We start from the raw sequence: 23413 nt of genomic DNA, 5'->3' as shown, positions 1-23413 counted from the left end.
ATAGTATCTTGCTACTCTGTATAGCTGATTTTTAGTTATTCATATCCGTTACGATTTATCTCAAGTAACAAGCTTTCGGATATAAGATCTTCATCTATACTTATTACGCTAACCAAGTTCTACCTCCGTTATTTCAGACATATAACAATATAAAATGCTTATGAGCAATATCGCTATCGCACTTGTAATAACTGGTTTACTGGGACTGATCTCAGCCGTAATGCCAACTCATCAAATATGCAATATTCCCGACCATCAACATAAAGGCTGGGTCTTGTTGCTCACCATGATCTTTATGTTTATTTTCGGCTATCTAGGCTATATCTGGATGCTAATAGACAGAGATATTGGCACTCTTGAGCTTATCGTCGCCACCATATTCTGTGGCGGAGGCGGCTTTGTATTTGTTATATCAAGAATGAGTAAAGAGACCATTTTTAAACTGCAACAGACCATTCATGAAAAGCATTATCAAGCTCACCACGATCTACTGACTAACCTAGCTAACCGACATCAATTTTATGAAGAGTTAGATAGTTTAATCTCCAACGAACATCATATTTTTAGCTGCTTAATGATGGATCTTAATGATTTTAAGATGGTCAATGACACCTTAGGACATGCTGAGGGGGATCACGTGCTTCAAGTTGTCGCTAAGCGTATTCAACGAATACTCCCTAAACGCGGTGTGGCGGCGCGTCTTGGGGGAGATGAATTTGCAGTGGTACTTCCAGGGATCACATTGCAGGGAGCGATAGAGGTAAGTCAGGCGATACAGGAGACATTGAACAAAGATATTCAATGTGAAAATCACGCCTTAGTGATAGGCATAAGCATAGGCATTGCCGAGTACCCTAAACATGGTACCAACAAAAAAGAGATAATGAAGCACGCCGATATCGCCATGTATAAAGCCAAGGCCACAGACGGCAACTACCGCGTCTACTCAAGCCATTTAGATTAAAAGCTATGGCTGACCCTGGCACTCATCAGACTCATAGAAGGTCTGATCCATTGTTTCAGCTGGACACGCCGATACCGGTTTACCAACAACTTTAGCTGGAACACCAACCACAGTCGTGTGGGCATCCACGTCAGCCAACACAACTGAACCCGCGCCGACTTTCGCTCCCTCACCGACTTCGATATTGCCCAAAACCTTAGCGCCTGCGCCAATTAAAACACCTGCACGGATTTTCGGATGACGATCTCCCTGTTGGTTACCAGTACCACCTAACGTTACGCCCTGAAGCAGTGAAACATTATTTTCAATCACAGCCGTTTCACCGATAACAATCCCAGTCGCATGGTCAAACATGATACCTGTTCCCATCTTGCAAGCGGGATGAATATCAACACCAAACACCTCTGAATTTCGGCTTTGAATAAACTGTGCCAGCTCAGTTCGACCTTGATGCCATAAACAACTGGCCAAACGGTGAACTTGAATAGCCTGAAACCCTTTAAGGTTTAACAAAACGGTTAGATAGCTCTCGACCGCAGGATCTCGCTCTTTCACCGCTTTAATATCTGTTGCGACATTAGTTAGCATCTGCTCGCAATGAATAAATGCCTTGTCAAACAGCTCACGAAAAGTAAATGGAGAAACCACGCCATCAGAGAGTTTGTTCGCCACAATAAAACTTAACGCTGAGCCTAAACACTCATGGTTTAATACAGATGAATATACATGACTGGCCAATAATGGTTCCTTTTGGACCAAAGTTTTAGCTTCAACTCTCAACTGTTCCCAAACTTCATAGCGCATAGTATTTAGCTCTTTTGTGACGGCATAGATGGAAGACTGCAGATCTTAACCTAATTCACAGATAAAGCATCCGCTTATAAGAGCAATTGGCTATATGGCATAACAAATTTTAGCTTTATCGTTAAAACATTGAATAATTATTAGCTAACTACGACTCTGGCTATTAAATCAATAGATATCTAAGCTAGAAAAATGAGGGTTAGGTGTTAACGCTTTCATATTTTTAATGCTAACCAACTCTATATTCAGAGCCTCAGTGCCCTGCTTAATCACCAAAAACTCCTGCTTATCACCATTAATGCTCGTCGTGTCTGCCACACCTTTAATCTCTTCACCTGAGTGCAGCGTTAACAGCACCTCTATTTTGTATAGACAAGCAACTTCAATGTAATCGTAGATATCGCACTTAATCATTTAAGCCCCCTTGCTTAAGTTTCCTTAAGCGATTTTCAAAGGAATAATACAAAACCCATGCTGCTCTATCGACGCTATCACTTCAGGGTTTGCCATCTCAGAATGACAGAAATCACATCGAGACTGACTAATACTCTCAACATTAATGCCCAATGAATCAAGGTAAACCTTGGCATACTCTTTCACCTTTTCCCTGTTTTTATCATCCACCAAAACATCGAAGTGAACATATTGTTTCGCCAAAGTCGTTACGTGTGTATCAAAAACATGGACTTGCATAACCGCTCCCTACTTTCACTTTCAGCCTATCACCCTGTCTGCTAAACAGAGTGATAGCACTACTTTATATTGGTTGGTATTAATACCAAGTTAACTATCATCAATATCAACTTAAACTAACCTTGGGAAAGTCCACTTCTACATCGAACGCAACATTGGTGTAGTTGGTAAAGATGTTCAACGCAACATGGGCTAAAATCTCGGCTAGTTCAGCATCTGAAAATCCTGCTTTTTTCACTAAACCGATATCATCACGGCTCACTTGACCATGTTGAGTAACTAGCTTTTTCGCAAAGTCGAGTGCGGCTTGTACCTTAAGATCGTTCGACACTCCACGTTGAGCTAACTCCATCTCCTCTTTTGTGACTCCCGCATTTTTGCCTAACACTGTGTGCACTGAGGCAGTATTCACAGCGGTTGATGTCCGCGACTAATACGGCTATCTGCTCCCCTAAAGCGGGTGAGATACTGCCCTTCCCCAGCGCACCAAAAGAGGTCCACATGCTCTCAAGTGCGGCCGATGAATGACCTATGGTTTTAAACATATTAGGTACGGTACCAAATGCGCCTTCGACCTTTTTAAATAACAACTGCTGCGCGTCAGATGAACTCGCGATCTCCACTGGATGTAAATTTGCCATGTCAACCTCATTACTTGTTTAAAGATAATTCGAAATTAGTTTCGAATCGATACAAATAATCTATAGACAAATAATTTGAATGTCAAATATGTTTCGAGTCGAAACTATAATAATTTAAGATTGGTTTAATAGCAGCTCAAATTAATCTATCACCCTATTGAGTTCGCTTTTACCCAACATGGTATCGTGACAAGAGTCATCACCTAACAAGCCAAAACAACACCAAGCTCACGCTAATGCATTTTTTGAGACACAAAAAAGATCCAACAAAGTAAAAAACGTAAACTCATGGTTTAAATTATGTTTTAATTAAGGTTTATTTAATATAAAAGCCATTTTAGTGGCCTGATCGGCTTTCATTCATCACTCGCTTATTGTTATCCTCCGCGTGATATCACACTGTGAATGTTTTTCATTCGATCATATAGACCTTCTAGACACAGTCGGGCACACGTATTGAAATTGACTCCTTATCAACGCCTTTTTGAAAAATTACATTCAGTTGTAAAGCTTTCCAATGCAGGTAAGGCTAATTTCTCTGTGCTTGTAGGAGGAATATTTCTTCTCTGTTTGTCTGATGCCGCTAGTGTTACTTTTGGTGGCTATCTTGATATCAGTGAGATCATTGCACTAAGTGATGGACTGATTGTTGAGTGTTTGGGAGTGAGCTTATTTGGCTTATTCTTAGTTAACCCACAGATTATTGATCAGTTTTGGCGATTAATTAGTTTTATTTTTAAACTCATTAATGGCTTGAGCTTAGTGAGTGACTTTCCTCGCTTTTCATCTCCTGTATTTACCTCATGTGAGCAAACGGCTCACGGCTGTCGCGCCCCTCCTCTTTAATCTTTTTTCTGGTTTTAACATTTAGCGGTTCGCTTACATGACAGATCGTCGAACGATTTGGCTGAGGCTATCTGGTCGCAGATTGATATTTATCTGATCTGTATCTGAACGCTATGACAGTGCGGCTCTCCTCATTTTAAGCAGGGCTGTAGAGATTTAAGGTTAGAGGAATCTTCCTTTGTTAATTAGAAATTTAAGTAAAGCCGCAATGCTTACATCAATCTTGTTGATGTCCGGTTGTGAAGGCGGCGTACTGGATCCCAAGGGGCAGATAGGCATAGATGAGCGATACCTCATTGTTGTGGCCACCTTGTTGATGTTAATTGTGGTTATTCCAGTTATTTTTATGACGTTATTTTTTGCGTGGAAATATCGGGATGGTCGTGAGCAAGAAATTTATGCACCTAAGTGGGCACACTCAAAGAGCATAGAGATTGTTGTATGGTTAATGCCAATTGTGATTGTGATTATTTTAGGTGTGATCACTTGGGGGTCGACACACGATCTTGACCCCTATAAGCCGTTGGAACATGAGGCTAAGCCGATAACCGTTGAAGTGGTCTCTCTGAACTGGAAGTGGTTATTTATCTATCCTGAGCTTGGCGTCGCCTCAGTCAATGAGCTGGCATTTCCTGTTAATGTTCCGGTGAACTTCAAGATCACCTCAGACACAGCGATGAACTCTTTCTTTATCCCTCAGCTCGGTAGTCAAATCTACTCTATGGCGGGGATGGCAACTCAATTGCACCTGATTGCCAATGAGCCAGGAAGCTTCGATGGTATCTCAGCAAACTACAGTGGAGCGGGCTTTGCGGGGATGAAGTTTAAAGCGATAGCAACACCGGATGCGACAAGCTTCGATGCTTGGGTTGCTAAGCTTAAGCGCCAAGGTAATAAGCTCGACCCTCAAAGCTATGCTGAGTTAGCCAAGCCTAGTGAGAATAATCCTGTTGAATATTATGGCTCAGTCAGTAACGGCATGTTTGACCATGTTGTGATGCAATATATGCATATGAGTAAGGCAATGCCAATGGATGAAGCACAACATATGGAGATGTCACACCCTTCAATAGATGCATCTCTTAACAATGAGAAGGGGGAATAACCATGTCTTTTCTCGGAAAATTAACATTAGAATCAATTCCCTACCATGAACCTATCATTATGGTGACCTTAGCGGTCGTTGCTGTGATAGGCGTTATCATTGCGGCATTGATAACCAAATATAAAAAATGGGGCGTATTGTGGAATGACTGGTTCACCTCAGTCGATCATAAACGCTTAGGTATCATGTATATTGTGCTGGCTTTGGTGATGCTCATTCGTGGCTTCTCCGATGCCATAATGATGCGAACACAGCAAGCTCTGGCGATCAATGGTGCTGCGGGTTATCTGCCTCCTGAACATTATGATCAAATCTTCACCGCACATGGAGTGATCATGATTATCTTTATGGCGATGCCATTTATGATAGGTCTGATGAACTTAGTCGTTCCGCTGCAGATAGGTGCTAGAGATGTAGCTTTTCCCTTTCTGAACAACTTAAGTTTTTGGCTTACCGCTTCTGGTGCTGTGCTGATTAATATCTCACTGGGGTTAGGCGAGTTTGCAAAGACGGGTTGGGTAGCCTATCCGCCGCTGTCTGAATTGTCATTTAGTCCGGGAGTGGGGGTCGATTACTATATTTGGGCATTGCAGATCTCCGGTATAGGGACGACCTTAACTGGGGTTAACTTTATTGCGACCGTACTTAAGATGCGTGCACCGGGCATGAAGTTGATGCAGATGCCTATTTTTACCTGGACCTGCACCTGGGCCAATATTTTGATCGTGGCCTCTTTTCCTATCTTAACCGCTGTATTGGCAATGCTAACCTTAGATCGTTATCTGGGCTTCCATTTCTTTACTAATGCGGGTGGCGGTAACGCCATGATGTACATCAACCTGTTTTGGGCTTGGGGTCATCCGGAAGTTTACATCTTGATCTTGCCTGCCTTTGGTATTTTCTCCGAAGTGATTTCAACGTTCACCTCTAAGCGTTTGTTTGGCTATAAATCTATGGTTTGGGCGAGTGGTGCCATCTCTATCTTAGGCTTTATTGTTTGGTTACATCACTTCTTCACCATGGGGTCGAGTGCAAACGTCAATGCCTTCTTTGGTGTGATGACCATGGTTATTGCGGTCCCGACAGGGGTTAAGCTATTTAATTGGCTATTTACCATCTATCGTGGCCGTCTGCGCTTAACTGTGCCTGTGTTATGGACCTTAGGTTTTATGACGACCTTCACCATAGGGGGAATGACGGGAGTGTTACTCGCGGTACCTGGCGCCGATTATGTACTGCATAACAGCTTATTTCTTATCGCACATTTTCATAACACCATTATCGGCGGTGCCGTATTTGGTTACTTAGCCGGCTTCGCTTACTGGTTCCCTAAAGCGATGGGTTTCAAGCTTAATGAGCGTCTAGGTAAAGCGGCGTTTTGGTGCTGGCAGGTGGGGTTCTACGTCGCCTTTATGCCTTTGTATGTTCTTGGCTTCCTTGGCATGACTCGGCGTATCAGCCACACCGATAATCCAGATTGGAACTTCTGGATCTATTTTGCCGCGGTTGGTGCTTTTATTATTTTTGCAGGGATCATACTGCAGTTTGTACAACTCTATGTGAGCTTCCGTGACCGTGAGCAGAACTTAGATACCACGGGCGATCCTTGGAATGGTCACACATTAGAGTGGTCAACCTCTTCACCACCTCAGTTCTACAACTTTGCCAAAGATCCTCATGTGTCAGATATCGATTGTTTTACTGACATGAAAGAGAAAGGTGAGGCTTATCAGCGTCATGATAATTACGAGCCAATTCATATGCCTAAAAATACTGCCAGCGGAATATTGATGGCGATAGGTATTACTGCGGCTGGTTTTGCCGCTATCTGGCATATTCTTTGGTTGGCAATTGTTGGCATGCTAGGCGCCTTTGTGGTGTTTCTTTTCCGAGCCTACAGTAATGACCATGATTACTATGTTCAACCTGATGAAGTGGCCAAAATTGAAAATACGCACTTAGATAAAGTTGCGAGGGGGCTAATATGAGTATTGCTATCCGAGCCGATTTAGACCTAGCTCATACGGGTGAGCCTCTGGCAAATCGTGATGAACACCATGATACCAGTGACAATACCTTACTGGGCTTTTGGCTATATTTGATGACCGATTGCATCTTGTTTGCGTCGGTATTTGCCACTTATGCCGTGCTGTATATGAATACAGATGGCGGTGTTTCTGGTAAAGATATTTTTGAATTGAACTTTGTGTTAATCGAAACTGCCGCTCTGTTGGTCAGCAGTATAACCTTCGGTTTTGCCTTGATCTGCGCTAAGCACCAGAAGAGAGCAGCGACCTTGATCTGGTTATTGATCACCTTTGCCCTCGGCTGTGCGTTTATTGGTATGGAGATCTATGAGTTCCACCATCTTATTGAACAGGGCAACGGGCCCCAGCGCAGTGCATTTTTGTCATCTTTTTTTGCTTTAGTCGGTATGCATGGTTTGCATGTCACCGCTGGACTTATCTGGATGGCGATTATGATGCTTGAGGTTGTCAAAACGGGGCTGAATAAGCGCAGTATTACTCGCTTAAGCTGTTTAAGCCTATTTTGGCACTTTTTGGATATTGTGTGGATCTGTGTATTCACTGTGGTTTATTTATTGGGGGCCATGTGATGAGTCAAGTCGATACGCTTGATAGCCATAGTTCAGCAGATCTAATGGCTAGCGTTAAGTCCTATCTTGTGGGATTTATTATGTCGGTGGTGCTAACCGCCATTCCATTTTGGGCTGTGATCACACATCACTTTGATACACCTATCACCTTAGCTTTAGTGCTAGTGACGGCGATAGTTCAGATTGTGGTGCACCTAAAGTACTTCCTGCATCTGGATTTCTCTGAAGAGGGGAAACTCAATACATTTTCATTTCTATTCACCGCATTGATTATTGTCATGGTGGTGGGCTTGTCAGTGTGGATTATTTACGCTGCCAACGATTTGATGATGTAGAGAGACGGTTATGGGTATTCAAGGTCAGTTTATGTTTAAGCAATGGCTGTCACGTTTAAAAGGATATGTTCAGGCGGTTAAGCCTGGCATCATCATGGGAAATTTGATCTCTGTCGCTGGTGGGTTTCTTCTTGCCGCCAAAGGTAATGTAGATTTGACCTTGATGTCGATGACGATAGTCGGTTTGTCCTTAGTTGTCGCATCGGGTTGCGGCCTTAATAACTGTATTGATAGAGATATTGATGCCAAGATGCAGCGCACCCGTAAGCGGGTAACGGTCACTGGGGAGATATCTATCTACTCTGTGCTGCTATTCAGTGTCGCGCTAGGCGTGGCAGGCTTTAGTTTGTTGGCCATATTTACCAATAAGATTGCTCTGATATTTGCTGGGCTTGGTTATCTGGTTTATGTGGGGATCTATAGCCTGTACATGAAGCGTCACTCTGTTTATGGCACTTTAGTCGGCAGTTTTTCAGGGGCCGTTCCACCTGTTGTTGGCTATTGTGCTGTCACGGGGGAGATAGATATTGGCGCAGGGATTTTACTCTTGATGTTTAGTTTATGGCAGATGCCGCACTCCTATGCTATTGCCATTTTTCGATATAAAGATTATGCCGCAGCGAATATTCCTGTATTGCCGGTTGCCGAAGGGATGACTAAGGCAAAGCTGCATATTATTCTTTATATTGCTGTTTTTGCTTTGGTTAGCGCCTTGCTTCCCTTAGCTGGTTACACAGGTATTGCCTTTATGGCGGTGACCTGTGCCACCAGCTTGTGGTGGCTTGGAATAGCACTAAAAGGTTATCGACGTGATATCAACCTTAATCAATGGGCAAGGCAAGTGTTTGGTGGCTCTATCGTAACCATTACAGCTTTAAGTATCGCTATGGCAATGGATTTTCAGCTTGTGGTACAGACACCGTTACTCACTTTGGCAAATTAGCGGATTTTAACTATTTTGACGATAAACTCATCTTGTGCCGATACTCAGTCGGCGTCATAGATGTCCAACGCTTGAAGGCACGGTTAAACGCACTGGAGCTAGAGAAGTTTAGGGATGAATAGATAGCTTTTATCTGGGTTTTAGGATCCGTCACCATTTTAATAGCCATGTTTTTTCTAATCGAATCACAAATCTCTGAGTAATTTCGCCCCTCTGACATCAAGTGTTTTTTTAGTGTACTCAAACTGATATTAAAATCACTGGCCGCTTGTTTAGCACTGGGGATATCTTGCTGATGCTTAGAGACATAGCTGATCACTTTACTGCTAAATGACTGACCCAAGGAGTAGGACTTAACCGCTTTATCTATTTTTCTAAGTAACATATCCAATATTGCAGGATTAGCAGAGCGTACAGGCAGTGCCAGCACACTATTGGCAATAATGATCTCACTTCTCTCTTGGTGAAAATGAACCGGACAATTGAACACTCTTTGATAATCGGAGGGGCTGCTCAAAGGTCCATGTTGAAAGTTAACTTGTTGCAACTTAAGTTTGGGTAGATCCTGTTTATCCACCAGCAGTTTAGCAAGCTGAATACCGGAAGCAAAATCCAGCTCGACGAGTGAAGTTAGATAGGCCTCATCAAATTTAGGCCTAACCTGATAACTTGACTCTCGCTCTCCTTGAATAAAACAAGATTCAAAAGCTTGATTCATTACAGGTTTATACTTTGAGGATAAACTTAATGCGGTATTCAAATCAGGGCAGTTCATTAAAGCATACCCAACTAAACCATAATCTGAAGGGTGGATATTCTCCCCTAATGCCAAACCAAAGGAGAGGTCATCGGATACCGACAGTATCTGCACAATAAGCTTCTCTATATCCTCAATAAGATATACAGATCTCTCCTCTAACGGATCACTCTCCTTTTGATTTGACGCTCTATCTGTCCCTGAATACTGCTGTTTTACTCTATTTAAATAACCAGATATCAGGGTAAAGTAGTTATGAGAAACGATTAGGTTTTTCACTAAACACCTCTATCCAATCTTCCATTACTGCTGCTGTTAATATTTTGTTATGAGCCAATATCACAGAACTTTCTATCCAATGCAATACTCACAAAGAAAGTAAACTCAAGAGATATTTTTGTCGCCCTTTGAGCCATTTATCTCAGGTTGCGTATTGCTCACCCATTATTCTTGCTAGGTTAAATATCGTTAAAAAAATTAACATTAATAATAAAAACAAAACTTATCACTCTGGGGAATAATGGACGAGGCTCTATGAAACGATTAATAAAGAACCACAAACTCAAGAATATATTAGCGCTCAATATGTTAATGCTATCTGGCAACGCATTAGCTGCAACGGTATTAGAAAATGCGACACCAGCAAGTGGCTTAAGCGGAACATCGGGAAGCGAAACCTTCTTCACCTTAACTGTCCCTGAAGGCGCGACCAATTTAAACTTTAATACCGCTGGAGGTAGTGGTGATGCCGACCTCTATGTGAAGTTTGGTAGTGCACCGACTAGCTCAAGCTACGACTGCCGACCATACAACAGTGGCAACAGTGAGTCCTGTGATATCGCTAATGTTCAAAATGGCGAATATCATGTGATGCTAAAAGCCTACTCCGCTTATTCAGCCCTCACCCTGACAGCTAGTTATGATGAAGCAGGCACCACACCACCACCTGGCTCAAACACTGGCGTATTAGAAAACTCAGTGGCGCTAAACAATTTAACAGGCGCTAGTGGGGAACAGCTTCTGTTCACCTTTGAAGTTCCTGCTGGAGCACAAGATCTTAGTATCGTGATGTCTGGCGGCACTGGAGATGCGGATCTCTATGTCAGATTTGGCGCAGAAGCGACAACCGGAACCTACGATTGTCGCCCCTATAAAAGCGGTAATAACGAAACTTGTACCATCAGCAACATACAGGCTGGTACTTACCATGTGATGATGAATGGTTACTCAAGCTTTAGCGGTGTTTCATTGGTTGGAAATTACAATGAAGGTGGAACACCTCCTCCGCCAGGTCCAGTAGCAGGTGTTGCTAATATCGCCGTCGTCGGTGATAGCATTACCCGCGCCTTTGGTGCAGACTGTACCTACAATAGTTCGTGGTGGTCACTGCTATGTCTAGCGGGTGGCGATCAACCTGAACACTCTTGGTTTGATGGTTCAAGCTCCTCGGTCACCAGCGTTCATGACCGTTACAAGGTGCTCGACAGCTCAATCAACAGCAACAACAGCGCTGCAACGGGAGCCGAGTTAACTGGTATTCGTGAAGATGGATCAGAGCCAAGCTTCGCCGCTCAGGCCAACACCATTGTTGCTCAAACACCAACACCTGATCACGTTGAACTGCTTTTTGGTGGTAACGACCTCTGTAGTCGTGATTGTGTTGACCCATCAAACTGTAGTGACCCTATCTACAGCGATGATGAGTGGCGTCAAGCGATACGTACTGGATTAAATACACTCGTATCTGGCATGCCTGAAGGTTCAAGTATTCTGCTCGGTAGTGTCCCTCGCGTTCAAGATATACGCCAAGCGGGATTAGATAAGCAAGCAGGCGATGAGTATATCAACTGTGAATCTATCTGGAGCAGCTATGATGTATGCTCAATTGTGACCCAATCTGGTACGTTAAACGGTGAATCATTGGCATCAAGGATAGCTGGCGTCGCTGCAGCACAAAAACGTTATAACGCGATACTTGCCGAAGAAGCCACTGCATATAATAGCAACAATAATGGTCAAAACCCTAACGGTATTGAGGTTGTCGCTGAATATGTTGATGAGTCCACCCCCTCTGGCGGTACTTTCCAGTTCGGTGCATCTCACATCAATGGTGGCGATTGCTTCCACCCCAATGTGGCAACACAAACACTTATCTCAGAGCTGATGTGGAACTCAAATACTGATAAGCCTGAGTAATCACTTTTAGTATTAAGTAGTGTCAGTACACCATGGGTTCAATCTTGTTCCCATGGTTTTTTCATATTTAGTCTAGGTTCAACGCTATGCAAAGATCTACCCTCTATCTCAGCCTGATTCTTGCCCTACTACTGGTCGCTTGCAGCGATTCTGAGCAATCTCAGCTTACGTTAACTCAGCAAAGTGAACACCAAGTCAGCAAACAGCTTGATATCGCCTCAGGGAAAGATCACCAGCGAATTGTCGCAACCATAGACAATGCCCCCATTTTAATGACGCAGATAGATAGCAGTATAAAATTAAAACTGTTCGATCTTGAATGGCATAAATACCAGTTAAGAAAAGCCGCGCTGGAAACTGCAGTTGCCTCAAAAGTAGAGCAGCAACTCACTAAATCATCGGCGCCCCACGTAGAGATCCTATTAACCCCTCCTGCCGCACCAAGGTTTTTTCTACCAGATACTAATAAGCCGATAAAAGGGGACCCGGATGCAGCAGTAAAACTCTCACTGTTTTGCAGTTTTCAGTCCTCACACTGCGCTCGACTACAACCCGAACTCAGAGTGCTAGAGGCTCGCTATGGCCAACTCATTAACTTAGTCTTTTACGATCTACCACAAACCTTTCATCGCTACGGCAAAGCGGCAGCGAATGCCAACCTCTGCGCAGCAGAATCAGGCAACCAATGGGCATATCAAGAGGCGCTATATAGCAACATCAATCAGCTCAACCGAGAGCGCTACCTTATCATCGCCAATCAACTTGGTGTCGATAGCAAAAGCTTTAGCCAATGTATCGATCATAACCAATATCAGGACAAGTTAGACTCAGACCAAGAGTTAGCCCAGCGTCTAGGCCTTGGCAATGTGCCGGTTCTGTTCGTCAATGGCTTGTACACTAAAGGCGCAAATACTGCTGATGGCTATGGTTACTACATCAATCAGGAGCTGATCCGTTTAGGCCTGCCAATTCCCACGACTCTTCCCCTTCGTTTAGTCTCGACTTCAGTCAAAGATCCTACACAAGATTCAAGAGCTGAGCTTCAAGATCTTAATAACCAAATACTGACCGAGTATAAGCATGGCGATAGCCTAAACCTTGTAAGCAAAGGTGGTGTAAATCCAGATGTGACCTTAACTGCCATTGAGCCACAACGAGTACTACTCAACAACAATGGCCAAAAAGAGTTTCTACGACTAAGCCAAGGTCAAAATGAGCGCACCACGGTCAGTATTACTCCTGCCAACAACTCATCACGAGACAGCTCTGTCAGTAGAGAGCCTAGCAGTGCTCAAGCACAAAGGTTTGAGCGACTGCCCACTACGGCCAAGATGCAACTATCTAGAGACTGGCTTTCAAAACACCTGCAAAACAAGCAGAAACTGGCTCAACACTTTCAAGCCACAGAACATCAGATCGAAGGGGTCCACCTGCTAAAGCTAACAGATATCGACAGAAATGAGTTTTATAAAACCTTAGGGCTTCAATCTGGAGATGTGGTGCTTCAAGCCAACAACCAATGGGTACATGAAGGCGCAAATCCCCTATGGGACGCACTCGGTCAAAATGAGATCACCCTGTTAGTGATGAGGGAGGGTCTTCCCCTACGCTTTGATTACAAAACGAAACAATAACGGCATTTGGGCTCCGCTATCGAGAGCCCTTTTATACCCATATATCCAGCTTATGTCATTTCAGCAAATCCTTTTACTAGCTGCTGCGCCAATTCAGCCGACAAAGGAGAGTGAGCACGGGATGAGATAACCAGCGCAATACCTATGCTTGGCAATGGCGGTAAATTCTCAGACTCGATAACACAACAATCCTGGCCCGCACTCAATTTTGCCATAGCGCCAAGCCCGAGCCCTTGTTTAACCATACCTTTAATAGCTGTAGCACTGCTACTTGAGGCCATTAAACTGTACTCTCGACCCAGTTTCATCAAACCATCTATCGCAGCTAAGTGAAACTTACAATCCTTTTGAAACAGCACAATAGGCAATGGATTTTGGGCAGTAATATCCACCTCTTCACTGCCTATCCACACACCCACATCGGTTGTCAGCAGATAGCCCTCTTCAGAATCAGGCAAGCGAGTCACTATGGCGGCATCAAGCTCCCCACTGTCTAACATCATCCTGATAAGGTAGCTGGAAGCACAAGTGATCTGCAGATCTAACTTTGGCAGATAGCTATGTAACAACTTAACGATGGACGGCAAAATAGAGTCAGCATAGTCATCTGGGCAACCAAGGTGTAACCGAGGCCTCACATCTGATGATTTTAATGCCGCTACCGTTTCATCATGAAGCTGCAATAGAGACTTTGCATAAAGTGCTAGGCGCCGCCCTTGAACAGAGAGCACTAAGTTTCGCCCCTCCTTCTCAAACAGACCTTTACCCAACTCCCCTTCCAAGCGCTTCATCTGCATACTGACTGCAGATTGTGTTTTATGTGTTTGTTTCGCTGCGCGAGTAAAGCTGCCGGTTTCCACAAAAGCGATAAAACTCCTTAAAGCATCAATATCCATATTCTCAGCCTTACCCATTCGAATTACTGATAGATAACATCAAATCTATTCGTTAGTCAGCACCAACACAAGCCCATATAGTAAAAACAGTAACGGATCAAAAGGAGATTATATGGAACTTTACATCGGCAACAAGAACTACTCTAGCTGGTCACTGAGAGCTTGGTTAATGCTAGAAAAATCAGGGGTAGAATTTAGTGAGTTCAAACTAAAGCTCTTTACTGATAGCTTCTATCAGCAGTTAAAGGAGATCTCGCCCAACTTGAAAGTCCCCGCTTTAATCGATAACGACATCAGAGTGTGGGATTCGTTAGCTATCTGTGAATACATCAATGATGCTTATATGTCTGGTTCCGCTTGGCCTGAAAATCTAACCCAAAAAGCCAAAGCCCGCTCCCTCGCCTGCGAGATGCACTCTGGCTTTAATGCTCTGCGCAATGAACTACCGATGAATATTCGCGCCACCCGCTGTATCCAACTCAGCGAAGCCACTAAAAAAGATATTCAGCGTATCGATGCCATCTGGTCACAGCAGATGAATGAGTTCGACACAGACAATACAGGATGCTGGCTATTTGGCACTTGGTCCATCACAGATATGATGTTTGCTCCCGTTGTAATGCGTTTTCACACCTATGGGGTCGCTGTATCTGACGGCTCACGCCGGTATATGAAACACCTAACACAGAGCCCTGAGATGCAAAAGTGGGTAGCTGCGGCACTTGAAGAAACAGAGATAGTTGATGAGGATGAAGCAGGGGTTGAGCTTTAAGCGCCCACAACGTTGAATCTGGGGTTTAACGGCGTTTCCTGATTTGATGGCTCACTAATTCAATCCAAAGTTATTTCATAGGCCACCAATTAGGATAAAACACAGCACTATGTGTCTATCCTAAACGGATATATCTATCAGCCATAAAAAAGCCCCTTACAATTAAGTAAAGGGCTTGGCTTTGTAACATATTACTTACGCAATATTTCCACCTTTAAAAATTTAATGATGGAGTTGTGCAGCCTTAGTTGGCTCAAGAATGGTTCTTTCAACACTAGCTATAGCTTGTTTGCTACTCGACTGTCTCTTAGTTGCCGTATTCGACTGAGCAGTATTAACATCATTAAAATATTCTAAGTCAATTAACTCATACATATTCCAACGTGGTGCAATAAAATACTCCCAATCATCAGTTGAATTAATTTTAAGCTGGTCAAATTCTTGCACATAAATACGCTGACCTAAACGACCATCAACTGTTTTCAATAAGCGCCACTGACGATTACGACAAGACTCATCTTTATCCCAACACTTCCAATCAACATAGGTGTGTTTAAGCTTTCCATTAGCCTCAACAGCCCAACTAAGTTCATTACCAAAATAGTTTGTAAGATTAGGCGGCGTACCTTCTACGTCATAAAAACGAGTGCCTGAACTGTCGTCTAAAATTTGGAAGCCAAAAAATACACTGCCCCAACTAGTACAATCAAGGTTATCCGTGTCATAGCAAAAATTCAGTTTGTCACCATCCCAAGAGCTGGCTGTCCACTGATTTATCATTGATTGCCAATATTGCTCTGCCCCTGTTACTGCCGTTTCAGCAGTAAAACTTATGTCTGCATCTAACTGAGTTCCATAGCCAAATAGTGACGCTAACAGCTTGCCATCATTATCTGAAGCTTCAGAGTATATCGCCAAGTCACCTTCGTTACTGTCAATAACTGAGTATGTTTGGCTAAAGTCAGCAAAGACTATGGTCAAAACTCCATTGGATACAGACCAATCAAACTCCACTCCGCTATCTTTACTCGTGCCACTGCCATCGGTCAGAAACTCCAACACTTCAAAATGGTTAGTAGCCGCAGAACCGAGAGAGTTTACTCCTTCGTTATTATAAACCTCAAAACCCCATAAACCGGCAATATCAGCATCGACAAACTCAACGCCCCCCGTAGCCGACTTACGCATTAAAGTATCTGAAGAGTAGGTATCTCCCCAAGCAGGAATAGTAATCACTTCAGTATCGAGCTCGATGGGAGACATAGTTACTCGAGTTACCACTTCTATACGATACGTATCTAAAGCTGACCCTGTTGTCAAACGGGTCATACGCTCAGTAAGTCTCTCATCTGTCACTTCAACCTGAAAAATACCCACGTCGTGTATTTTGTCTATCTGTTCTTGAGTAAGTCCTGCAATTGAGTCGACACTTGGATAACTAACACTGCCTTGGTCTTCAAGATAAGTCAGCATAATGTCACCTTCATTTAACGACCATGTAAACGATGAGACCCCATAGCTTGTCGCAACCTCACCTGTATTATCCTCAGCAAACTCATAGCGATTACCGCCACGAGCAATAAAAGTCGGCGCTACTGGAGAGGTTCGATAATATAAAGATGGGATATCAGCCGCTTCAACCGGTGGCGTTAACGCAGGATCCGCAACAACTGCATCAACTGCTTCCTCAATAGCACCTGGCGTCGTCTCTTCAATCGCTTCAACCAGCGCATTGTACTGTACAGGGTCGGCAAGAACCGCGACTAGATCGGCTCCGTCTTCGAGTATTGCGTCATCACTATTAATAAGAATCTGCACTACTGCAGCCGCTTCAATCAAGGCATCAGGGTCAACCTGACTTTCAACCAACTCAAACACCTCTATATTGCTTGGCTCTTCACCACCATTAGCAGCAACGAGAAGACTATATAATGCCGTTGATACTGCAGATACTGAGATGGTAGGAGTATTTTCAAGTGTTTGTGCAGCTTGGGAAGCAACGCTTTGACGTTTTTGACTTGCTTGCGCATCAACAATCAAGCCACCTAATTGTTCTAATGAAGGCAGCAAAGAGCTAAGTCCTAATAATGTTTCACCATTTGCTGATAACTTAACACTTGAATTTAACGCAACATCATCATCAACTGCGAGATCGAGAGTAAAGCTGCCAGCATCGTCTACTAGACCTTCTACAGACTCCTCACCGACAGCCGCAGTGACTTTAGCACCTATATATTGCTCACCAACAACCTTGCCAGCAAGTTTATAGATGCTTTCAATTCGCTCAATATTGGTGCCCTCAGTTACCGAAGTGGTAGCACCTTCATTATCCGTCACCGTCACTTTAAAACTAATTGTTGTATCTACAGATACCATAGGAGCGGTAAAACTAATTTGCTCCGAATCTATGCCAGTTAACTCTAATTCAGGACCAGAAGTTTGTTCCCATAAATAACTCGCAATACTGCCATCACTATCGCTCGCAGATACTGATAGCGTCGACTCAGACTTCTCTATTACAGGTGTAAAATTGGTACTTAGTGTGGGGGCAGTATTTTTTACTTCAACTTGAGGCTCATTATCGTCAGAGCTACCACATCCACTCACTAAAGCACTGGTAACAAATAACGACACTAGACTTTTCTTCAACATGGTTATTTATCCTATAATCCATTGTTTTTAAAAATTGCAGGTCAGAGAACCAATCTAAAAAGAGAAGCTTCCATTAGTCTCCTATTAGATTTACAAACCTACGCTTTATTTATGAACAGCTCATACTACACATTCATGTATCCAATTTAAATCCAAAAACGTTACAACATCGTAAAAAACACGTAACAACCAAATTATGAGTAAATTAGTGTTTAAATCTAATTAACTGACTGACCTCTGCCGAGTTAAATTTGGCGTTATCATAACTGTCCAGATGATGATGCTCGATAAGACTGCGCAGGTTATCCACATAGGCTTGACCACGTACCGAGTAATCCACTAACGCCCCAACTAACTCATATCCAGTAACGGGCTTTCCCTGCACACGCAGCTGCTGACGTAACTGCCACAACTCATGGTAGGCACGGCTAGAGTTAAGGTTATAGATATAAGCAGCGGTTCCCTGGTACAAGCTATCGAAAGCAGCAACTTTGACGTGCCCCCCTGGTGTGGTCAGATATTTACCACCACTTTGAGGTAGATGTTCCCCATAAAGCGCGTTCCCCAGTATTGCAAAGTGACTGGTTCCCCAACCGCTTTCATCTATCCCTTGAGCCAACACCATGCCTGTGGGGATCACATCGATATGTTGCAGAAGCAGTTCAATATCTACCGCCTTACTCTTGTCACTTTTCACATCATGCTCTTTAAGGCCGTAGTCATTCGCCAAGCCCTGTAGCCACACAGTCTCCTTCGCGGTCAAACTCTCTGTAGGCCTTTTGGCCATCGATATAAGGCTTTGCCTGACTTTCAAGATCTGCTGATTAACCGCTAAGACATTAGGCAACAACAAGCGCACAAAATCGTTAATTTTACTCTCAACAGGCTGCTGATTAAGATCATCAGGAAGGTTTATCACATATAGCTCAGGCACCCGATTGTCTTGTTTAACTGTCTTAAGGTTATACCCTGATTGCGCAAAAAACTTGCTCAGCTGGGCCGCTCCCGACAGAGTACTCTCCTTCTTAACATCGGCATAAGGATGCTCAATTCGCTCTGGCATCAGAGGAGATGGCTCAAGGTCTGAAGTACCAGCAACAGCATTCGCCACAAAAAAAATACCAATGAACAGCAAAGCGCTGAGGGGACGGAAAGGTGTCATAATTATTCACTCCACAATTACTTAAAACTAATAAGCCAAACATTCGTTTGTCTCAAGCCTTCTCTCCAACCATTTTACCTAAAATACAATACTGACCAAGTACAAAGATTTAGACAGAGAAATATCCACCAGTATTAAGCCAGAGAACTTTTCCCCTGCTACACTTTAAATTTGAAACCTTAAGAAAAATAACTTTAATAACATCGCATTGCGATATAAATAGAGATGCGCAGCAGATCTATTAAACAAAAGGATTTGTTTATGGCCATCGCTTGTGTCGCCACCCGTGCCAGCAAAGGCGTGGACGCTCCCTCCGTCACCGTTGAGGTTCACCTGAGTAACGGTCTTCCTGCATTCAATCTCGTTGGTTTGCCTGAAACCTCAGTCAAAGAGGCCAAAGAGCGGGTGCGCAGCGCCATTATTAATGCAGGCTTTGAGTTTCCCATGCGCAGGATCACAGTCAATCTTGCCCCTGCCGATCTTCCTAAGCAGGGAGGCCGCTATGACCTTCCAATTGCCATCGGGATCTTGGTCGCCTCGAAGCAGATCCCAGAAAAAGCACTTAAGGATCATGAGTTCGTCGGAGAGCTTGCCCTCTCTGGTCATATAAGACAAAGCCAGGGCTTACTGCCTGTTATTGTCGAGGCCCGTCAGCAAGCGATCAATTTAGTGCTGCCACTAGAAAACCGCGCCGATGCGGAGCTTGTTGGTTATAACAGGGTTTATTTTGCCTCTCATCTGCAAGGGTTAAGTGAGTATCTTCATGGTCAGTCTCGACTCCCAGGTATTGAATCAGGACTTGAATGGATTGAACATGAGAAGGAGGAGAATCAGAGCTGTTTTAGCGAGGTGATTGGTCAATACCATGCAAAGCATGGATTAGAGATAGCCGCAGCTGGCAACCATAACATTCTGTTACTTGGCCCACCAGGTACTGGGAAGAGTATGCTCGCCAGCCGAATGATGCAGCTGTTGCCCCCTCTTGGCTATGATGAAGCCTTGGAGGTCGCAACACTGCACTCTGTTGCCGGACATCAGATCCACCCTAATGCGTTTTACACCCGCCCCTTTCGAAACCCACACCATACCAGCTCTGCCATCTCACTTGTGGGTGGAGGCAGCGTTCCTAGACCTGGTGAGATCTCATTAGCCCACCGAGGGGTGCTCTTCCTAGACGAAGTGGTTGAGTTCCCGCGCAAGGTGCTCGATTGTTTGCGAGAACCTATGGAGACTGGTGAGGTAGTGATCTCCCGTGCAGCCGCTAAACTTACCTTTTCCAGCCGCTTCCAACTAATCGCCGCCATGAATCCCAGCCCTTGTGGCGACTTGGATAATGCCAGAGCGACACCAGATCAGATCCAGAGATATTTATCTCGCTTATCTGGCCCCTTCCTCGATAGGTTTGATCTCACCATTGAGGTTCCCAGACTTCCTGCTGGCGCCCTCACCCAAGAGAACAAGAATGCAGAGACCAGTTCAACCATTGCACAAAGAGTAAAACTTGCTAGAGAGCGACAACTCAACCGAGCAGGGGTGCTCAATAGTGAATTAAGCGGTAAACAGCTCAAAGATCTGGGAAGATTTAAGCAAGCAGATCTACTTTTTTTAGAGCAAAGTGTGAATAAATTAAACCTATCGATACGCAGCTTTCATCGACTTCAGCGGGTATCTCGCACCATTGCAGATCTGCAACAAAGTGAGAACGTAGAGCGAAATCATATCGCCCAGGCATTGGGTTATCGGGCTATGGATAGATTGTTAAATAGTCTTAAAACTAGCTATTAATATAAGATATTTTATCCCTTTAAAAATATGAAAATTTCACCAATCCGACACATCAACATTGAGCAAAAGCCCTACTGAGAGTAGTATAAGTCTCCAATTTGTATCGGGGGATGTTAAGTGGGTGGAATTTTGTCTTTAATCAGGGGCTCTTTGGCTTTTGTCTGTTGGGTCGTCAATACGCTGTTTTGGGTACTCCCCATCGTCCTCTTAAGCCCGATTAAATTAATTCCCATTCCGGCACTTAGAACTGCAATATCCTCTCTGCTTGATAACTGTGCAACCGCTTGGATCTCGATCAATGGTGTCATTGAACGTATTTTTCACCCGGTAAAAATTGACCTACACAGTAATGCAGAGTTAACTCCAAAAGAGTGGTATATGGTCATTGCCAACCACCAATCTTGGGTCGATATTTTAATCTTACAGCGAGTGCTTAACCGTAAAATTCCTTTTTTAAAGTTCTTTCTTAAAAAGGAGCTTATCTTTGTGCCCTTTTTAGGGCTAGCTTGGTGGGCATTAGACTTCCCATTTATGCGCCGTTATAGCACGGCTCAACTCAGGAGGAACCCTAAACTTAAGGGTAAAGATATTGAGATCACGCGTAGAGCGTGCGCCAAATTTAAAAGCAAACCTGTAAGCGTGATGAATTTTGTTGAGGGAACTCGGTTTAAAGCGGAGAAACATCAACAGCAAAACTCTCAATTTAAGCACCTGCTAAAACCCAAAGCCGGTGGCCTTGCCTTTGCGTTGTCAGCAATGGGGGAGCATATTAATAAACTAGTAAATGTCTCTATCTATTACCCAGAGAAGGTGCCAAGTTACTGGGAGTATATTAGCGGCCAAGTGAAAGAGGTTCGCGTGCATATCACAGTCACCGAGATCCCAGATGAGATGCGCGGCGATTATATGAAGGACCGAGATTTTAAGATCGCATTCCAAGAGCAACTGAACCAAATTTGGCAAGAGAAGGACCAGATGCTGGATCTATTAGCGCAAGACAACCAAGTGAAACAGAAGGTGTAACTGTACAATGCTAAATTTTTTACCCGCTTCACTACTATACCTGATGAGCTCACTGCTTTTAGTCATTAATACCACGGTATGGGCTGGATTGATTAGCATAGGTGGCATCATCAAACTGTTTGTGCCTTTTACTACTGGTCGAAACCTACTCACTAAGATAATGAACCGATGCATGTGGGCTTGGGCGACATGTAATGGCGGCATCCTCTATCTCCTTGCCGATATAGAGTGGGATATTCAGGGATTAGAAAATTTAGATAAAAATAGCTGGTACCTGCTTATCAGTAACCACCTTAGTGGCTTCGACATCGCTGTACAAACCTATGTACTGCGTAACAATATCCCTATGCTCAAGTTTTTCCTTAAACGTGAACTGATGTTTGTTCCATTCTTAGGTTTAGGATGTTGGGCACTGGATATGCCCTTTATGAGCCGCACCAGCCCAGCGAAACTAAAAAAGAATCCCAAACTAAAAGGGAAAGATCTTATCTCTACCCGCCGTGCCTGCGAAAAGTTTAAAACCATGCCCACCTCTATCATTAACTATGTTGAGGGCAGTCGTTTTACCGAGGAGAAGCGAGTTCGTCAGGACTCTCCCTACCGTTATCTATTAAGGCCTAAGGCGGGGGGTATCGCATTTACTCTCTCAGCTATGGGAGAGCAGTTTACTCATCTGCTCAACTGCACCTTAGTCTATCCAGAAGCTCAGTCAGATCCACTCTCTGAAGTAATGCATGGCAAAATAAAGAAGATCATCGTCAAGATTGAGGTATTGCCTGTTCCGCAAGTTGACAATAAACGTTACTTTTCTGAAGCCCCTTATCGCGTCGAATTCCAGCGTTGGTTAAACCAATTATGGGAAGAGAAAGATGAGCAGATACACCAAGTGATGCTAGAGCACGGTGTAGCCAAAGAGGACAAACCAGAGTAGTCAACTTTTACACCTCTTATCCTCCTCTTTAGCTAAGGTATTGAAACAAAATCTGATTTCAATACCTTATAAAAAAGCAGTAAGCTCCCTATTTATAACAATAAATCATCAATCTCCCTCAGCTTTTCATCCAACACGCGAACACTTCACTTGATTAAACACTAGACATGTTAACAATATGTTATTAGTATTTAGCTCGTTAAAAATATAAAAATAATAATTATGATAAAAAATTCGTTTAAGGGTAGATCCATACGCAAAACTATAATGATTAGTGGCTTATCACTCATCCTTTGCGGTTGCGCGAATCTAGTACAAACACAAAGAGACACTCAATCAAATATTGATGTGGCTGAGCTAGGTCTGTATTGGGTAGTTAAAGATGGCGTATTAGATTGGTCAATATTTTCTGACGATGAGGTGCAACACTCTTTCACTGCACAGTTCACAATTAATTCAGAAGGTAAAATAAAAGCACTCAAATTGAGTGGAAACCAGACAGGGTTTAATCCAAGTGAAAGCCAAATTGCTGAGTTTTCTAAGCAAGAGTTCAATGCAACGAGCGCTAACTATGAAAAGCAAGCTGTTACAGCTTCTATGTTCATAGGGCAAGGCTAACCTTAAGTAGTAGCCAGTAAAAAGGCGCCATAGGCGCCT

The 23413-nt window shown here is 43.6% G+C and carries 23 protein-coding genes; 14 read left to right on the top strand and 9 right to left on the bottom strand.

What is annotated here, in order from left to right; translation table 11 throughout:
* The first annotated feature begins 160 nt into the window (after positions 1-160).
* Positions 161-964 carry a diguanylate cyclase gene (locus K0625_RS12940; protein ID WP_220110079.1) on the top strand — a complete coding sequence of 268 codons (804 nt, stop codon included), beginning with the start codon at positions 161-163 and terminating at the stop codon, positions 962-964.
* 3 nt (positions 965-967) lie between these two features.
* On the opposite strand, the gene cysE is transcribed toward K0625_RS12940, so the two are convergent.
* From cysE to K0625_RS12915, 5 genes are all read right to left on the bottom strand, one after another.
* Positions 968-1768 (bottom strand): serine O-acetyltransferase, encoded by an 801-nt coding sequence (cysE, locus tag K0625_RS12935; RefSeq protein ID WP_220110078.1) that lies wholly within the window; start codon positions 1766-1768, stop codon positions 968-970.
* Between the two features lie 168 nt (positions 1769-1936).
* A complete protein-coding gene (locus tag K0625_RS12930) occupies positions 1937-2182 on the bottom strand; it encodes a Rho-binding antiterminator (RefSeq protein ID WP_220110077.1) in 246 nt (81 codons plus the stop codon).
* Positions 2183-2206: 24 nt separating this feature from the next.
* Positions 2207-2461, bottom strand: a complete 255-nt coding sequence (locus K0625_RS12925) for a DUF2024 family protein (RefSeq protein WP_220110076.1) — start codon at positions 2459-2461, stop codon at positions 2207-2209.
* A gap of 106 nt (positions 2462-2567) precedes the next feature.
* Complete coding sequence (locus K0625_RS12920; RefSeq protein ID WP_220110075.1) at positions 2568-2813, bottom strand: carboxymuconolactone decarboxylase family protein; 246 nt, start codon at positions 2811-2813, stop codon at positions 2568-2570.
* Entirely contained in the window at positions 2776-3102 is a 327-nt protein-coding gene (locus tag K0625_RS12915; RefSeq protein WP_220110074.1) for a carboxymuconolactone decarboxylase family protein, read from the bottom strand. The genes K0625_RS12920 and K0625_RS12915 overlap by 38 nt, the downstream gene beginning before the upstream one ends.
* Positions 3103-3558: 456 nt before the next feature.
* Here K0625_RS12915 and K0625_RS12910 point away from each other — a divergent pair, with 456 nt between their 5' ends.
* From K0625_RS12910 to cyoE, 6 genes are all read left to right on the top strand, one after another.
* A complete protein-coding gene (locus tag K0625_RS12910; RefSeq protein WP_220110073.1) occupies positions 3559-3948 on the top strand; it encodes a hypothetical protein in 390 nt (129 codons plus the stop codon).
* A 178-nt stretch (positions 3949-4126) separates the two neighbouring features.
* Positions 4127-5053 (top strand): ubiquinol oxidase subunit II, encoded by a 927-nt coding sequence (gene cyoA / locus K0625_RS12905; RefSeq protein WP_220110072.1) that lies wholly within the window; start codon positions 4127-4129, stop codon positions 5051-5053.
* A gap of 2 nt (positions 5054-5055) precedes the next feature.
* Positions 5056-7041 (top strand): cytochrome o ubiquinol oxidase subunit I, encoded by a 1986-nt coding sequence (gene cyoB, locus K0625_RS12900; RefSeq protein ID WP_220110071.1) that lies wholly within the window; start codon positions 5056-5058, stop codon positions 7039-7041.
* Positions 7038-7670, top strand: a complete 633-nt coding sequence (cyoC, locus tag K0625_RS12895) for a cytochrome o ubiquinol oxidase subunit III (protein WP_220110070.1) — start codon at positions 7038-7040, stop codon at positions 7668-7670. The genes cyoB and cyoC overlap by 4 nt, the downstream gene beginning before the upstream one ends.
* Positions 7670-8005, top strand: a complete 336-nt coding sequence (cyoD, locus tag K0625_RS12890) for a cytochrome o ubiquinol oxidase subunit IV (RefSeq protein ID WP_220110069.1) — start codon at positions 7670-7672, stop codon at positions 8003-8005. Before cyoC ends, cyoD begins: the two co-directional genes overlap by 1 nt.
* A gap of 10 nt (positions 8006-8015) precedes the next feature.
* Complete coding sequence (cyoE, locus tag K0625_RS12885; RefSeq protein ID WP_220110068.1) at positions 8016-8948, top strand: heme o synthase; 933 nt, start codon at positions 8016-8018, stop codon at positions 8946-8948.
* A gap of 10 nt (positions 8949-8958) precedes the next feature.
* On the opposite strand, the gene K0625_RS12880 is transcribed toward cyoE, so the two are convergent.
* Entirely contained in the window at positions 8959-9984 is a 1026-nt protein-coding gene (locus tag K0625_RS12880; protein WP_220110067.1) for an AraC family transcriptional regulator, read from the bottom strand.
* A gap of 255 nt (positions 9985-10239) precedes the next feature.
* Here K0625_RS12880 and K0625_RS12875 point away from each other — a divergent pair, with 255 nt between their 5' ends.
* Together K0625_RS12875 and K0625_RS12870 are read left to right on the top strand one after the other, a co-directional pair.
* A complete protein-coding gene (locus K0625_RS12875) occupies positions 10240-11901 on the top strand; it encodes a pre-peptidase C-terminal domain-containing protein (RefSeq protein ID WP_220110066.1) in 1662 nt (553 codons plus the stop codon).
* Between the two features lie 86 nt (positions 11902-11987).
* Positions 11988-13535 carry a thioredoxin domain-containing protein gene (locus tag K0625_RS12870; RefSeq protein ID WP_220110065.1) on the top strand — a complete coding sequence of 516 codons (1548 nt, stop codon included), beginning with the start codon at positions 11988-11990 and terminating at the stop codon, positions 13533-13535.
* Between the two features lie 50 nt (positions 13536-13585).
* Here the strand turns inward: K0625_RS12870 and K0625_RS12865 are convergent, their stop codons facing one another.
* Positions 13586-14431 carry a LysR substrate-binding domain-containing protein gene (locus K0625_RS12865; protein WP_220110064.1) on the bottom strand — a complete coding sequence of 282 codons (846 nt, stop codon included), beginning with the start codon at positions 14429-14431 and terminating at the stop codon, positions 13586-13588.
* A gap of 112 nt (positions 14432-14543) precedes the next feature.
* On the opposite strand from K0625_RS12865, the gene K0625_RS12860 reads away from it, so the two are divergent.
* Positions 14544-15203 (top strand): glutathione S-transferase family protein, encoded by a 660-nt coding sequence (locus K0625_RS12860; protein WP_220110063.1) that lies wholly within the window; start codon positions 14544-14546, stop codon positions 15201-15203.
* A gap of 222 nt (positions 15204-15425) precedes the next feature.
* Here the strand turns inward: K0625_RS12860 and K0625_RS12855 are convergent, their stop codons facing one another.
* Both K0625_RS12855 and K0625_RS12850 read right to left on the bottom strand, forming a co-directional pair.
* The gene (locus tag K0625_RS12855) at positions 15426-17855 is read right to left on the bottom strand and encodes a PKD domain-containing protein (protein WP_220110062.1); all 2430 of its coding nucleotides are present in this window, start codon (positions 17853-17855) and stop codon (positions 15426-15428) included.
* Between the two features lie 205 nt (positions 17856-18060).
* Positions 18061-19017, bottom strand: a complete 957-nt coding sequence (locus K0625_RS12850) for a glucosaminidase domain-containing protein (RefSeq protein ID WP_220110061.1) — start codon at positions 19015-19017, stop codon at positions 18061-18063.
* 261 nt (positions 19018-19278) lie between these two features.
* Here K0625_RS12850 and K0625_RS12845 point away from each other — a divergent pair, with 261 nt between their 5' ends.
* The 4 genes from K0625_RS12845 (at position 19279) to K0625_RS12830 (ending at position 23374) form a co-directional block, all read left to right on the top strand.
* The gene (locus K0625_RS12845; RefSeq protein WP_220110060.1) at positions 19279-20802 is read left to right on the top strand and encodes a YifB family Mg chelatase-like AAA ATPase; all 1524 of its coding nucleotides are present in this window, start codon (positions 19279-19281) and stop codon (positions 20800-20802) included.
* A 117-nt stretch (positions 20803-20919) separates the two neighbouring features.
* A complete protein-coding gene (yihG, locus tag K0625_RS12840) occupies positions 20920-21825 on the top strand; it encodes a 1-acylglycerol-3-phosphate O-acyltransferase, YihG family (RefSeq protein WP_220110059.1) in 906 nt (301 codons plus the stop codon).
* Between the two features lie 7 nt (positions 21826-21832).
* Positions 21833-22756, top strand: a complete 924-nt coding sequence (yihG, locus tag K0625_RS12835) for a 1-acylglycerol-3-phosphate O-acyltransferase, YihG family (protein WP_220110058.1) — start codon at positions 21833-21835, stop codon at positions 22754-22756.
* Positions 22757-23023: 267 nt separating this feature from the next.
* Positions 23024-23374 (top strand): hypothetical protein, encoded by a 351-nt coding sequence (locus K0625_RS12830; protein ID WP_220110057.1) that lies wholly within the window; start codon positions 23024-23026, stop codon positions 23372-23374.
* The last annotated feature ends 39 nt before the right edge of the window (positions 23375-23413 follow it).

Origin of the sequence: Shewanella nanhaiensis (assembly GCF_019457885.1) — a bacterium.
GTDB classification, from domain to species: Bacteria; Pseudomonadota; Gammaproteobacteria; order Enterobacterales; family Shewanellaceae; genus Shewanella; species Shewanella nanhaiensis.
Note: the sequence above shows the minus strand (reverse complement) of the source record. Positions and strands in the feature narration are given on the sequence as shown.